The sequence below is a fragment of the Pseudomonas sp. D2002 genome, from assembly GCF_013385735.1.
Classification (GTDB): Bacteria; Pseudomonadota; Gammaproteobacteria; order Pseudomonadales; family Pseudomonadaceae; genus Aquipseudomonas.
Genome location: NZ_JACAPL010000003.1, coordinates 440637 through 454738 on the forward strand (window position 1 = coordinate 440637; position 14102 = coordinate 454738).

Annotated in this window: 10 protein-coding genes; 7 read left to right on the top strand and 3 right to left on the bottom strand. The window is 60.0% G+C overall.

The genetic code is table 11. From position 1 onward, the window contains the following. The first annotated feature begins 34 nt into the window (after positions 1-34). The gene (locus HX783_RS05355) at positions 35-505 is read left to right on the top strand and encodes a RidA family protein (RefSeq protein WP_159954728.1); all 471 of its coding nucleotides are present in this window, start codon (positions 35-37) and stop codon (positions 503-505) included. Then, the gene (locus HX783_RS05360) at positions 502-1683 is read left to right on the top strand and encodes an aminotransferase class V-fold PLP-dependent enzyme (RefSeq protein ID WP_177016214.1); all 1182 of its coding nucleotides are present in this window, start codon (positions 502-504) and stop codon (positions 1681-1683) included. Before HX783_RS05355 ends, HX783_RS05360 begins: the two co-directional genes overlap by 4 nt. On the opposite strand, the gene HX783_RS05365 is transcribed toward HX783_RS05360, so the two are convergent. Beyond that, a complete protein-coding gene (locus HX783_RS05365; protein ID WP_159954726.1) occupies positions 1680-2021 on the bottom strand; it encodes an aspartate-semialdehyde dehydrogenase in 342 nt (113 codons plus the stop codon). The genes HX783_RS05360 and HX783_RS05365 overlap by 4 nt on opposite strands. Positions 2022-2315: 294 nt before the next feature. Between HX783_RS05365 and rapA the strand changes: the two genes are divergently transcribed. Beyond that, positions 2316-5162 (top strand): RNA polymerase-associated protein RapA, encoded by a 2847-nt coding sequence (rapA, locus tag HX783_RS05370; protein ID WP_177016215.1) that lies wholly within the window; start codon positions 2316-2318, stop codon positions 5160-5162. Between the two features lie 58 nt (positions 5163-5220). Here the strand turns inward: rapA and HX783_RS05375 are convergent, their stop codons facing one another. Further along, positions 5221-6567, bottom strand: coding sequence for an MFS transporter (locus HX783_RS05375; protein WP_159954724.1), 1347 nt, complete (start codon positions 6565-6567; stop codon positions 5221-5223). A 251-nt stretch (positions 6568-6818) separates the two neighbouring features. Here HX783_RS05375 and HX783_RS05380 point away from each other — a divergent pair, with 251 nt between their 5' ends. The 3 genes from HX783_RS05380 to HX783_RS05390 all read left to right on the top strand — a co-directional run bounded on the left by HX783_RS05380 (position 6819) and on the right by HX783_RS05390 (position 11969). Next, the gene (locus HX783_RS05380) at positions 6819-7184 is read left to right on the top strand and encodes a YkgJ family cysteine cluster protein (protein ID WP_159954723.1); all 366 of its coding nucleotides are present in this window, start codon (positions 6819-6821) and stop codon (positions 7182-7184) included. Between the two features lie 139 nt (positions 7185-7323). Then, positions 7324-9588, top strand: coding sequence for a bifunctional diguanylate cyclase/phosphodiesterase (locus tag HX783_RS05385; RefSeq protein WP_177016216.1), 2265 nt, complete (start codon positions 7324-7326; stop codon positions 9586-9588). A gap of 203 nt (positions 9589-9791) precedes the next feature. Beyond that, positions 9792-11969, top strand: coding sequence for a hypothetical protein (locus tag HX783_RS05390; protein ID WP_177016217.1), 2178 nt, complete (start codon positions 9792-9794; stop codon positions 11967-11969). Positions 11970-12264: 295 nt separating this feature from the next. Here the strand turns inward: HX783_RS05390 and HX783_RS05395 are convergent, their stop codons facing one another. Further along, positions 12265-12567, bottom strand: a complete 303-nt coding sequence (locus HX783_RS05395; RefSeq protein ID WP_017530446.1) for a DUF2288 domain-containing protein — start codon at positions 12565-12567, stop codon at positions 12265-12267. Positions 12568-12907: 340 nt separating this feature from the next. On the opposite strand from HX783_RS05395, the gene HX783_RS05400 reads away from it, so the two are divergent. Continuing rightward, positions 12908-14035, top strand: coding sequence for a branched-chain amino acid ABC transporter substrate-binding protein (locus HX783_RS05400; protein WP_177016218.1), 1128 nt, complete (start codon positions 12908-12910; stop codon positions 14033-14035). Positions 14036-14102 lie beyond the last annotated feature (67 nt).

The window sequence follows — 14102 nt, forward strand, 5'->3', positions numbered from 1 at the left end:
ATGCTGAAACCTTCTTCACTCAAGAGGTTTCACCATGAGCGACTCTATCCGCCAACGCGTACACGCCCTTGGCCTGACACTGCCAACGCCCAGCCAGCCGGCGGCCAATTACATCAATCATGTGATCAGCAAGAGCCAGTTGTTTATCTCCGGGCAAATTCCCATGGTCGACGGCAAGCCTGCCTACATCGGCCGGTTGGGCGAGTCCCTCAGCGATGCAGAAGGTGCCCAGGCGGCAGAGCTGGCGGCGCTGGGCCTGTTGGGGCAACTGAGCGATGCGGTCGGTGATGACCTGTCGCGTGTGGTGCGCATTCTGCGCCTGGGCGTGTTCATTGCCAGCAGCGGCGACTTCCAGCGCCAGAGTGTGGTCGCCAACGGCGCGTCAAACCTGGTGGTCAACGCCCTGGGCGACAAGGGCCGGCACGTGCGCACCGCCGTCGGTGTATCCAGCCTGCCAGCCGGCGTGGCCGTGGAGGTAGACGCGATTTTCGAGCTGCAGCCGTGAGCCCGCTCGACGCCCAGCACCTGCGCGATAGCACGCCCGGCTGTCAGTCGGGCATCGTGCACTTCAACCACGCCGGTGCCTCGCTGCCCAGCCAGGCCACCCTCGACGCGATCATCGACCAGCTGCAACGCGAAGCCCGCGACGGCCCGATGGAAGCCGGTGAACATGGCGCCATCCTGGTGGAAAAAGCCCGGCGCGCAGCCGCGCAGTTGCTGAATGCGCCGACCGCTTCGATCGCCTTTGCCAGCAGCGGCTCCACCGCCTGGAGCATGGCGTTTCAGGCGCTGGGCCCGTGGCAGCCGGGCGAGCGTATTCTGGTCGGCCGCCATGAATGGGGTGGCAACCTGGCGAGCATGCAACTGGCGGTGCAAGCCGGTGCTCGAATTGAAGTGATCCCGTGCGATGCAACCGGCGCGGTCTGCCCGAAGGCGCTGGAGTCGATGATCGATGCCCACGTCAAGTTGATCGACCTGACCTGGCTGCCGGCCAACGGCGGCCTGATCAACCCGGCCCAGGCAATCGGCGAAGTGGCCAGGCGGCACAACATCGCCTACTTCATCGACGCTGGCCAGGCCGTCGGCCAGTTGCCGGTGGACGTGCAGGCGCTGCACTGCGATGTGCTCAAGTCGGCCGGGCGCAAACACTTGCGCGGGCCACGCGGCACGGCGTTGCTGTATGTGCGGCCGGATTTTCTCCAGCAGCTCAACCCCGCTCAGCGCGATGTGTTCTCGGCGCCCTGGACCGCCGACGGGTACGACCTGCGCGATGACGCTCGGCGTTTTGAGACCAGCGAAGCGTCCTACGCCTTGCTCGTCGGCTTGGGCAATGCGTTGCAGGAGGTCAATCGACTGGGCGTGGAACAGACGTGGGAAAGGGTTGTGCAGCTCAGCGGGCGAATCCGTGAAGCATTGCGCCAGATTCCGGGCGTTTCCTTGCACGACCTGGGCGCGAGCCACTCAGGCTTGATCGCCTTCAACCTCGCCGGCTGGGATGCGTTCGAACTCAAACGGCGGCTGGGGTTGAAACGCATCAACATCGGCGCCAATGGCGTGGCCTACACCCCGTTGGATATGCAGGCGCGAAATCTTACGAGCATTGCGCGCATTTCCGTCAGCCCGCTCAACACCGAACACGACATCGAACAGCTGATCGCCGCGCTGCGCGAATTGCGCGACTAAACCTCGACGTCCACCCACAGGCCCTGGCGCGGCGCATCTTCGATCAGCGGCACCACCGGCACGGTGTTGTCGGCATTGAGCACATCGCCGGGGATCGCCAGGTGTGCGTCGGGGTCTTCGTCGGCTTCGCGGCGACGTTTCTGCTGCTCCTGCTGGCGGCGCTGTTCTTCACGCAGCAGCAAGGTCGACTGCTCGGCATCGCCCTTTTTCAGGTCGATGGTGCTTTCGCTGGAGCCCGCCTGGACTGGCACCACGGGCGGGATATCCGGCTTCTGGCGCACCGGGTCAAGTTGTGACGTGACCGGCACAACGCTGACGGGCAGCATGGGTGGCAGCATAATTTTATTCTCCTGATCAACAGGCTGTCGGCGGGTGGCAGGGCGACTTGAGCGCAAGCACGCCAAGCTGTGACCCAGTCGACACTCGCAAGTGCCTGCCACCCGTCGATCCAGCTTCCGAAGCCTGCTGCTAACAGAGTAGCTTTTGTCAGAGTCCTTTTTATCAGAGCGCTTTTTTATCAGAGCCCTTTTTATCAGAGCCCCTTTTATCAGAGCCCCTTTTATCAGAGTCCTTTGGCTCAGACGCTTGTTCCGTTAAGATAGTCGGCTTTTTCACGGCGGGAGTCAGGCAGCATGGCGCAGCAGTATCAACCGGGGCAACGCTGGATTAGTGACAGCGAAGCAGAGCTGGGGTTAGGCACCGTTCTGGCACAGGACGGGCGCTTGTTGACCGTGCTCTATCCGGCCACTGGCGACACTCGTCAGTATGCGCTACGGAATGCGCCCCTCACTCGCGTGAGGTTTTCGCCGGGTGACAGCATCACCCATTTCGAAGGCTGGAAAATGACCGTACAGGAAGTCGACGACGTCGACGGTCTGCTGGTCTACCACGGCCTCAATGGGCAGAACGAGCAGGTCACCCTGCCGGAAACCCAACTGTCCAACTTCATCCAGTTCCGCCTGGCCAGCGACCGCCTGTTCGCCGGGCAGATCGACCCGCTGGCCTGGTTCTCGCTGCGCTACCACACGCTGGAACACACCAGCCGCCAATTGCAGTCTTCGCTGTGGGGCCTGGGTGGCGTGCGTGCGCAACCTATTGCTCACCAACTGCACATCGCCCGTGAAGTCGCCGACCGTATTGCGCCACGGGTTTTGCTGGCGGACGAAGTGGGCCTGGGCAAGACCATCGAAGCCGGCCTGGTAATCCATCGCCAACTGCTGTCGGGCCGCGCCAGCCGCGTGCTGATCCTGGTGCCGGAAAACCTGCAGCACCAGTGGCTGGTGGAAATGCGCCGCCGTTTCAACCTGCAAGTCGCGCTGTTCGACGAAGAACGTTTTATCGAAAGCGATGCCACCAACCCGTTCGAAGACACCCAGCTTGCGCTGGTGGCCCTGGAGTGGCTGGTGGACGACGAGAAAGCCCAGGACGCGCTGTTCGCCGCCGGCTGGGACTTGCTTGTGGTCGACGAAGCCCACCACCTGGTCTGGCATGAAGACAAAGCCAGCCCGGAGTATTCGCTGGTCGAACAGCTTGCCGAGGTGATTCCGGGCGTGCTGCTGCTCACCGCCACCCCGGAACAACTGGGCCAGGACAGCCACTTCGCGCGCCTGCGCCTGCTGGACCCGAACCGTTTCCACGACCTGCACGCCTTCCGCGCCGAGAGCGAGAACTATCGCCCGGTGGCCGAAGCCGTGCAGGAGCTGCTGGATAAAGGCCGCCTGTCGCCAACCGCGCACAAGACCATCCAGGGTTTCCTCGGCGACGAAGGTGAAGCGCTGCTCACCGCCGTCAACGATGGCGACACCGAAGCCAGCGCGCGCCTGGTGCGTGAGCTGCTCGACCGCCACGGCACCGGCCGCGTGCTGTTCCGAAACACCCGCGCCGCCGTACAGGGTTTCCCGGAGCGCAAGCTGCACGCCTACCCGCTGCCGAACCCGGACGAATACCTCGAGTTGCCGCTGGGCGAACACGCCGAGCTGTACCCGGAAGTCAGCTTCCAGTCGCAGCCGGATGTCGAGGAAGAGAACCGCTGGTGGCGCTTCGACCCGCGCGTCGAGTGGCTGATCGACCAGCTGAAGATGCTCAAGCGCACCAAAGTGCTGGTGATCTGCGCCCACGCCGAAACCGCCATGGACCTGGAAGACGCCCTGCGCGTGCGTTCCGGCATCCCGGCCACGGTGTTCCACGAGGGCATGAACATCCTCGAGCGTGACCGCGCCGCCGCCTACTTCGCCGATGAAGAGTTTGGCGCCCAGGTGCTGATCTGCTCGGAAATCGGCAGTGAAGGCCGCAACTTCCAGTTTTCTCACCACTTGGTGCTGTTCGATCTGCCGTCCCACCCTGACTTGCTGGAACAGCGGATCGGGCGTCTGGACCGGATCGGCCAGAAACATGTGATCGAGCTGCACGTGCCCTACCTGGAAACCAGCCCGCAAGAGCGCCTGTTCCAGTGGTATCACGAAGCGCTGAACGCATTCCTCAACACCTGCCCGACCGGCAACGCCTTGCAGCATCAGTTCGGCCCACGCCTGCTGCCGTTGCTGGAAAACGCCGACGATGGCGAGTGGCAAGCCCTGATCGACGAAGCCCGTGCCGAGCGCGAGCGTCTGGAACAAGAGCTGCACACCGGTCGCGACCGCCTGCTGGAACTCAACTCCGGCGGCGCGGGTGAAGGCGATGCGCTGGTGGAAGACATTCTTGAGCAAGACGACCAGTTTGCCCTGCCGATCTACATGGAAACCCTGTTCGACGCCTTCGGCATCGACAGCGAAGACCATTCGGAAAACGCGCTGATCCTCAAGCCCAGCGAAAAAATGCTCGACGCCAGCTTCCCGCTGGGCGACGACGAAGGTGTGACCATCACCTACGACCGCAACCAGGCGCTGTCGCGCGAAGACATGCAGTTCATCACCTGGGAACACCCGATGGTGCAGGGCGGCATGGACCTGGTGCTGTCCGGCTCGATGGGCAACACCGCCGTGGCGCTGATCAAGAACAAGGCGCTCAAGCCGGGCACCGTGTTGCTGGAATTGCTCTACGTCAGTGAAGTGGTTGCGCCGCGCTCCTTGCAACTGGGCCGTTACTTGCCACCGGCCGCTTTGCGCTGCCTGCTGGATGCGAATGGCAATGACCTGTCCGGCCGTGTGTCGTTTGAAACCCTGAACGACCAGCTGGAAAGCGTGCCACGCGCCAGCGCCAACAAGTTCGTGCAGGCCCAGCGCGACCAACTCACGCCGCGCATCAATGCCGGCGAAGAGAAGATCACCCCGCGCCACGCCGAGCGTGTGGCCGAGGCCAAGCGCCGTCTGGCGGCGGACACCGACGAAGAGCTGGCGCGCCTGACCGCGTTGCAAGCGGTCAACCCGACCGTGCGCGACAGCGAGCTGGTAGCCCTGCGTCAGCAACGCGAGCAAGGCCTGGCCATGCTCGACAAAGCGGCGCTGCGACTGGAAGCGATTCGGGTGTTGGTGGCGGGTTGATAACCGCCCTGCCCTGTTAAGAAGAAGGCCCGCACAATGCGGGCCTTTTTTTTGTTGATCAAGCTACAGCCGCCGCAGCCGGCACCTCCACCGCCCCCAACCCATCCTTCATCCGCTTGGCATCACGCACAAAGCTGCGCGAGGCCTGGAACAGAAACAGCATGGTCAAGAACAGCGCCACCGGGATCAGGTACATGGCGTCATGCAACCCGACCGCCTTGTACGCTTCAGTCATCTGCGCCGCGCCATCGGCGTACATCGCCGAATGGGCAAAGTGATCCGACAGCCCGCCCACGACAATTGGCCCCATGCCACCACCGAGCAAATACAACCCGGCAAAGAACAGCGCCATCGCCGTGGCCCGCAAGCGTGGCTCAACCACGTCTTGAATCGCCGTGTACACGCAGGTGTAGAAGTTATAGGCAAACAGCCAGCCCACACTGAACAGCGCCACAAACACGCCAATCTCGATGCGCCCGGCGTGCAATGCCCAGGCGGTAGTGACAGTGGAGATGATCAAGCTGCACGCCGCAAACAGCAGCCGGCCATTGGCGACACGTTGATGGATCTTGTCGGCAATCCAGCCGCCCAAGGTCAGCCCGACAAGCCCGGTAATACCCACGATCACGCCGGTGGCAACGGCCGCTTCCTGCAACGGCATGAGGAAGTAGCGCTGCAGCATCGGCACCAGGAACGAGTTACACGCGTAGGTGGCGAAGTTGAAGCACAGCCCGGCCAGCACCAGCCACAGAAAGGTCGGCACCGCCAGCACGCGGCGAATCGGGCGGTCGACGCGCTCCTGGGACACCTGCACGGTTTCGGCAGCGCCGCGCTTGGGTTCCTTGATATAGAACATGAACACCGCGAGGATCATCCCCGGCACGGCGGCGATAAAGAATGGTGCGCGCCAGCTGTCGAACGCCTTGACCATCGCGCCGATGGTGAAGAACGCCAGCAGCAGACCCAATGGCAAACCCAGCATGAAAATGCCCATGGCGCGGGCGCGGCGGTGCGCCGGGAACAGGTCGCCAATCAGCGAGTTGGCCGCAGGCGCGTAGCTGGCTTCGCCAATGCCAATGCCCATACGCACCAGCAAAAAGGTCCAGAAGCTGCCGACCATGCCGTTGATCGCCGTCAGCCCGCTCCAGGCAAACAAGCCCCAGCCCATCAGTTTGCTGCGCGAACCGGTGTCGGCCAGGCGCCCGAGCGGCAGGCCGGCGATGGCGTAGACAATGGTGAAGGCGGTGCCGATGATCCCGAGCTGGAAGTCGCTCAGGTGCCATTCCATGCGGATTGGCTCGATGATGATCGCGGGGATGGTGCGGTCGAAGAAATTGAACAGGTTGGCGAGGAACAGCAGGAACAGAATGCGCCAGGCATTCGCCGCTTGGGTCGAGTTCTGCATGGGTCCGTCTCTTTTATTGTTATGAGAGCTGCGATGCCCGATGCATCCTGCCCGGTGTCTGCAACATAGTCAGGCAGCGGCCGGTTGTCTGTAATGATTCGTAAAGCTGATAGGGCATGATTTCACCCGGCTTCACGGGACTTTACCTACGAAAATATAAGTTCACGCCCCCCTTCCCAACGGCAACGCCACGGATAGAATGGCGAGCCTTCCTGTAATACCCAATCCTACTTTTCTTATCGATGACGCCCATGTCCGAAGCCAGTCCGTGTCTGAGTTGCGGTGCCTGCTGTTCACACTTTCGTGTGTCTTTCTTCTGGGGTGAGTGCGCCTCATCGGGGGGCACGGTGCCCGATGATCTGGTGGTGCAGATCAACCCCACGCGCGTGGCGATGATCGGCACCGACCAGAAACCTGCACGCTGCTGCAGCCTTGAGGGTGAAGTCGGCAAGGGCACCCGTTGCACCATTTATGAACAACGGTCGAGCCCGTGCCGCGAGTTCGACGCGTCCTGGAGCCAGGGCGAACAGAACGTCGACTGCGATACGGCACGTGCGGCCTTTGGCCTGCCGCCACTGCAAGCGCCTTTTGAACTGGAGTTGCCGATCAGCGCTTAGCATCAAACGCTATGGCAGGCATGCCAAAATCATTGAGAGCAAAGTGCCATTATTCCTGGCAAATCCCGCGAGGCTTCTATACTCGAGGTCATAGGCCATTGCTGAAGGCAATGACGTACTGACTTTGACGGGACATGCTATGGAATGGCTAGGTATGCATTTTTTTACCGACCTTCCGGACAGCGGGCACTTATTACTCAATTGCAGTCATAACCCCTTTCTGGTGTTGTTGGCTTACCTGGTCGCTTGCGCGGCCGGGTTTGGCACGTTGGACATGGCTGAACGCGTCGGGCATGTCGAAGACCCCACCGCCCGTCGCCATTGGCGCTGGCTCGGCGCCGGTTGCCTGGCGGGCGGCATCTGGTCGACCCACTTCATCAGCATGCTGGCGTTCCAGGCGCCTATCGCCATTCATTACGAATTGCTCATGACGTTCGCCTCGCTGGTGATCGCATTGATTGCCTCGCTGTTTGCCATGCAAACCCTCAGTCATGCCCAACTGCGCTTTCATCAGTACCTGCTGGCCTCTATCTGGATGGGCCTGGGCATTGCGTTGATGCACTACGTCGGCATGTCGGCCATGCACTCCCAGGCGCAGGTGTACTTCGACTCGGGGCTGTTCATGGCGTCGGTCGGCATCGCGATTGGCGCCAGCCTGGCCGCGCTGTTGCTGTCGTGCTACCTGCGCAACGGTACGGGCGTGTTCCATCAACTGCTTAAATACGCCGCCAGCCTGGTGCTGGGCGCCGGGATCTTGAGCATGCACTTCACCGGCATGGCCGCCATGCAAATGCTGGTGCCGACCGAAGCTGACCTGTCGTTGCCACTGGACAACAACCCGATTCAACTCGGCCTGTCAGTCGCCGTGATTACCTTGCTGGTAATCGGCAGCAGCGTCAGCGCGGCCCTGGCGGACAAAAAGCTGCAGCACAAGGAACGCGACCTGCGCCGGGTCAACGCCCTGCTCAGCGAACTCGACCAAGCCCGCGCCTCGCTGCAACAGGTGGCGCACTTTGACGCGCTGACCAGCCTGCTCAACCGTCGCGGCTTCAACCAGATCTTTGCAGAGAAAGTCGCAGAAAAAACCGCCAGTCGCGGCATGATGGCGGTGATCTTCCTCGATATCGACCATTTCAAGCGCATCAACGACAGCCTGGGGCATGACGCCGGCGACCAGTTGCTCACGGTACTTGCCGGGCATATCAAAGGCTCGGTACGCAGCCACGAGGATGTGGTCGCGCGGTTTGGCGGCGATGAGTTCTGCATCCTGATCAGCATTCACCATCGCGACGAAGCGCGCCACCTGGCGCAGCGCATCATGCAGAAGATGAAAGAACCGATCGAACTGGCCGGCCGGCGCATGGTGATGACCACCAGCATCGGCATCAGCCTTTTTCCCGAGGACGGCTTGAGTTGCGAAGAACTGCTGAAAACGGCCGACCTGGCGCTTTACCAGTCCAAGGACACCGGGCGCAACAGCCTCAACTTTTTCAGCTCCAATCTTAAAACCCGTGCGTTCCTCGAACTGCAACTGGAAGAGGAATTGCGCGCGGCCCTGCGTGGCCGCAATCAGCTGGTGCTGTTTTACCAGCCGATCTTCGACATGAAGCTCGGCAAGGTCACTCGGCTGGAAGCCCTGGTACGCTGGCAGCACCCGCAACACGGGCTGCTGGCCCCGGACCGGTTTATCGGGATTGCCGAAAACAACGGGTTGATTGCCGACCTGGACCACTGGGTGTTGCGCCAGGCTTGCCACGATTTGAGCCTGTTGTCCGACCGCGGCTACACCGAGTTGACCATGGCCGTGAACTGCTCGGCGCTGAACCTGGCCCGTGACGAGTTGGCGGATGAAATCGAAGCCGCCCTGCGCTTCGCCGGGATTGCCGCCAACCGCCTTGAGCTGGAGGTAACCGAAAACGCACTGATGGGCAATATCAGCAGTACGCTGGCGCTGTTGCGGCAAATCCGCGCCCTGGGTGTATCGCTGGCCATTGATGATTTCGGCACCGGTTACTCATCGTTGGCTTACCTCAAGCGCCTGCCGCTCAATACCTTGAAGATCGACCGTTCATTTATCCAGGACATTCCCAAGTCCACCGCCGATATCGAGATCGTCCAGGCGATTATTGGCATGGCTCACACCCTGCATCTGCAGGTTGTGACCGAGGGCGTGGAAACCCAGGCGCAATTTGAGCTGCTGCTCAAGCACGACTGCGATTTCATTCAGGGCTACTTGCTGAGCCCGGCGGTGCCCTTCAGTGACATCGTTGGCGTGATGCAGGGCATTCAGATGCGCAACCCGCTCTATCCCTTCAGCGTGGAAGGCACCAAGGACACGTCTGCGTCGAAAGAGGCCAACCCAGGCCGTATCGGTCCCCCTTCTACCGTCAGGCCAATTCGCTGACGCCGAATATTTGGCATTTAGCCATCATTTGCCTAAAGAACGCCGACGAACGGCCGATTCATCAGAGTCCGGCCAGTATTCCCCTAGCGCAACTGGGGTTAAACCCGACCGGCCCGGACTCAGACGCACTGTAAAGTCGCGAACTCTCATTCAGTGATGGCTCCCTGATTTTTTTGGCCATCCGTCCAGGTACATGGCGCCCAATGACTTCCAAAAATAACTCTGCCACCGTGGTATCCGACGTGTTGCCCACCGTTCCTGCGCAAAAACCCTCAGGTTCCAAGTCATTGAGCAACGCCCGCCCGCTGGCCACCCAGCAGTACCTGTACTTCACCGAAACCAACACCGACCGCATCCTCGACAACCTCGACGGCCTGCGCGACATGGTGTTCCCCAGCCTGCCCCAGCAGGAAGGCGACGGTGATGCGCGCAGTGAGCAAGAGTTTCCGTCGGTATGCCTGATCGGCCTGGGCCGCTGCGGTTCCAACATTGCCTTGGACGTGGCGGAACTGGTGTACAACGCGCGCAAGTTTTACCTCAACGAGTTCAGCACTGAAGACAAGTCGACAGACAAGGGCTACAGCCCGGCCCAATGGATTCGCAACAACCTGCGCCTGGGCGGCGGCAAGGCCACCAAGCCGGTGTTCCTGGTGGAGCCATTGGTGATGCTGGGCGATTTGGACAAGGACATCGCCGGGCGCATCCGCTTCTCGCGCAAGGGCGAAAAAAGCGGGTTCCTGCGCGACTACAGCAAAATGAAGATCATGGACCTGTCGGAAGTGCATGCCGGTGGCGCCGGTAACGCGCCGATCCTCGGCCAGTACCTGGCCAAGATCATCCTCAACAAAGACACCCAGCGTTTTTCCAGCCCTGACTGGAAGATGATCCACTCGTACCTGATCGACTCCTGTGGCATCAAGGCCAACCAGTCGCGCCTGTACTTTTCGATCTTCAGCGCCGGCGGCGGCACGGGTTCGGGCATGGCCTCGGAATTCGGCCTGGCCCAGCAACACTCGTACATGAACAAGACGTTCGACACCAAACCGGCCGACGAGCACGACAGCAAGAGCGGCCATGCCTTTGTGTTCGAGCCGATCTTCACCAGCGGCATTTGCGTGCTGCCGAATATTTCCGATCACCGCAGCGAAATGTCCGAGGCACTGCACATCAACGCCGGGCGGCTGTTGTGCAAATACCTGTCGGAAGAATGGGATTTCTCATACAACTTCGACAACGAAGACAGCAGCGAGGCCAGCGTGAAAGGCCGCATTCGCCCGTGGAACGCGATGATGCTGATCTCCAACGACATCATGCGTTACGCCGAAGAGAGCGATGACGGCAATATCCAGAACATTGACGTCAATGCCATGGAAAAACACGCGAACCAGTACATCTCACAGCAGATCTTCAACATCCTCACCGCCCAGGCGGTGACCACCGACTACGACCAGAACTACTTCCGTCGCGCCGGCATCGACATCGGCGAAACCATCCGCCTGGATGCCAACGACCTGTTCATGAGCCTGGCCGGGCCGGTGGCGATTGCTTATGCCGAGTCCGTGGTGCCGGAAACGCCGGCGCCGTCGAACGACAAGTTCAAGGTGTTTGATAAAGAGCCACAGCGGCTGAATATCGATGACCTGTTTTTCCGCTCGATCGATCTGCCGCACTTCAACAAGGTGACCCAGGCCATCGAGGGCATCAGCTTGTTGCCGATTGAGTCCAAGCGCTACAAGGCGTCTTTGGAGCAGTACAAGAATTCCGGGTATGACGCGGCGGCGCTGCATGACCTGCACTTCTTCAAGAACTGCTCGTCGGTGGTGTCGATTGTGTCCTTGCCCAAGGATTACAAGCTGTCGTACATGGACTTGAACCGACTCAAGACCCACCTTAACAGCCTGTTTCCCAACACGACGCTCAAGCGCTATGCGTTGGTGATCGGCGCGTCGGCCAACTTGTCGCTGACCACCTTGATCGCCAAGAGCCCGTGCTTGTCGGATGATTTCCTCACGTTGATCGTGGCGTTTATCAAACGCTGCTTTGCGCGCAACCCGTACCGGTTCGATGACACGCTGGATAATTCGATTCTGGATTTCATCATCCATGAGGATTTTGACGAAGACCGGATTGATGAGCTGCTCAATGAGTTCGAGAACCCGGCAAAAATCCTGGATACCAACTGGTATGCGATCAAGCCGATGTACGAGAAGAAGTATCGCGAGTTGATCAACGACAAGGAGAAGTTTGTGTCGATTAACGATATTCGCTTGTCACGGGATTGTGTGAAGAAGGCGATCAAGTATCTGCGAGAGATTTATCGTCATCGGATTGGCAAGACCAAGGTGATTTCGTTGAATAACCATACCGGCAAGACGGCTTAAACCGCGTCGCGGCCATCGCAGGCAAGCCAGCTCCCACATTTGATCGAATTCCACTCAAATGTGGGAGCTGGCTTGCCTGCGATAGCGGTCTTTCAGCCACTGCATACCTGCATCTTTGCCACACCCAGAAACAATTCCCTGAGCCTTCGGCCCCGCGCCAAACTGTTCCCGTGACGCGCACGTCACCCTCACCTGTGACCTTTCTCTACGGCAAGGTGCCATCACGGCGCCAGCGGTTACTCCGCTACACACTTGCGCCGACTAAAATCGCGCACCATTTTCGTGCATGCGCTTCTTACGCTGCCCTTTCCTGGATCAGGATCCACGGTGAAACCACCACTGCCCACAAGCTCGGATCACGTTCAACCAAGTCCAATGCCCGCGTTGCAGACACCTCGCCAAGGCTCCCCGCAGCCAGCCATGCAGCGACTTTGTCGCGGTTATCCTCGGCCATTCCCTCGGCCGCTTCGATCAAATCCAGGCCGGCGTCGACCCACAATAGGGCACCCTTGGCGAAGAACGGCTCAAGCTCCTTCCAGGATATTTCGGCGGTTTCACCGAGCAGCTTGGCATAGAGGGTGCTAGGTTCTTGCGTCATGGGAATTCACCTGAAGAAAAAATCGGCGCAATCATAACGTCGTGAGCCAGGCAGAAAAACCCAGTTGCAAATGAGTCAACGATCGAAAGTGTCAGGAAAGCCAAGGATTGCCCGAAACTCTGGCATCACCCCGCCGCAATTCTGTCTTTTTCTTTCATTTAAGCGACATCCCCGGGTTTTGCCCCCAGCAGCCAGCTTTTCAAGCGATCAACCGGCGCTCTACACTGTACCGGTACAGTTGCCAGGGCATGCCGGGGGGATATCCGAGATATCTGATCCGGTTCTGCAGCTCACAAGGCCGCTAGAACTATAAAAAATACAACAGTAAGAGTGGAGCACTATGAATAAGGCTACTAAGCAGATTTCCAAACTGTTTGCCGCTATGGTCCTGGCTGGGGTTGCCGGCCATTCGTTCGCAGCCGACACCATCAAGATCGGCATTGCCGGGCCTAAAACAGGTCCAGTGACGCAATACGGCGACATGCAATTCATGGGTGCCCAACAAGCCATCAAAGACATCAACGCCAAGGGCGGCGTAGACGGCAAGATGCTTGAGGCCAAGGAATACGACGACGCTTGCGATCCGAAACAAGCGGTTGCCGTTGCCAACAAAGTGGTCAACGACGGCGTCAAGTTCGTGGTCGGTCACCTCTGCTCCAGCTCCACTCAACCCGCGTCCGACATCTATGAAGATGAAGGCGTGATCATGATTACCCCCGCCGCTACCAGCCCTGAAATCACGTCCCGTGGCTATAAGATGGTCTTCCGTACCATCGGCCTGGACAGCGCTCAAGGGCCTGCCGCCGGTAACTACATCGCCGACCACGTGAAGCCGAAAGTTGTTGCCGTTATTCACGACAAACAGCAATACGGTGAAGGCATCGCCACTGCCGTTAAACAGACCCTTGAGAAGAAAGGCGTCAAAGTCGCTCTGTTCGAAGGCATCAACGCTGGCGACAAAGACTTCGGCTCGCTGATCCAGAAGCTCAAGCAAGCCAACGTCGACTTCGTTTACTACGGCGGCTACCACCCCGAGCTGGGCCTGATCCTGCGCCAAGCCAAGGAAAAAGGCGTGAACGCCAAGTTCATGGGCCCGGAAGGTGTGGGTAACGACTCCATCTCGCAAATTGCCCAGAACGCTTCCGAAGGCCTGCTGGTAACCCTGCCTAAATCGTTCGATGCAGACCCTGCCAACAAGGCAATCGTGGACGCGCTCAAGGCTGACGGCAAAGACCCGTCCGGCCCGTTCGTGTTCCCGGCCTACTCGGCTGTGGAAGTGATCGCCGGCGGTATCACTGCCGCGAAAAGCGAAGACACCGCCAAAGTGGCTGCAGCCATCCACGCGGGCACCTTCAAGACCCCTACCGGCGACCTGAGCTACGACGCCAAGGGCGACCTGAAGGACTTCAAGTTCGTGGTCTACGAATGGCACTTCGGTAAACCAAAAACCGAAGTTTCCCCTCAGTAAGCCAGGCGTTACTGGTCCAACAAGCCCACTGTGAAAGCAGTGGGCTTTGTTTTACGAGGTTTATGAG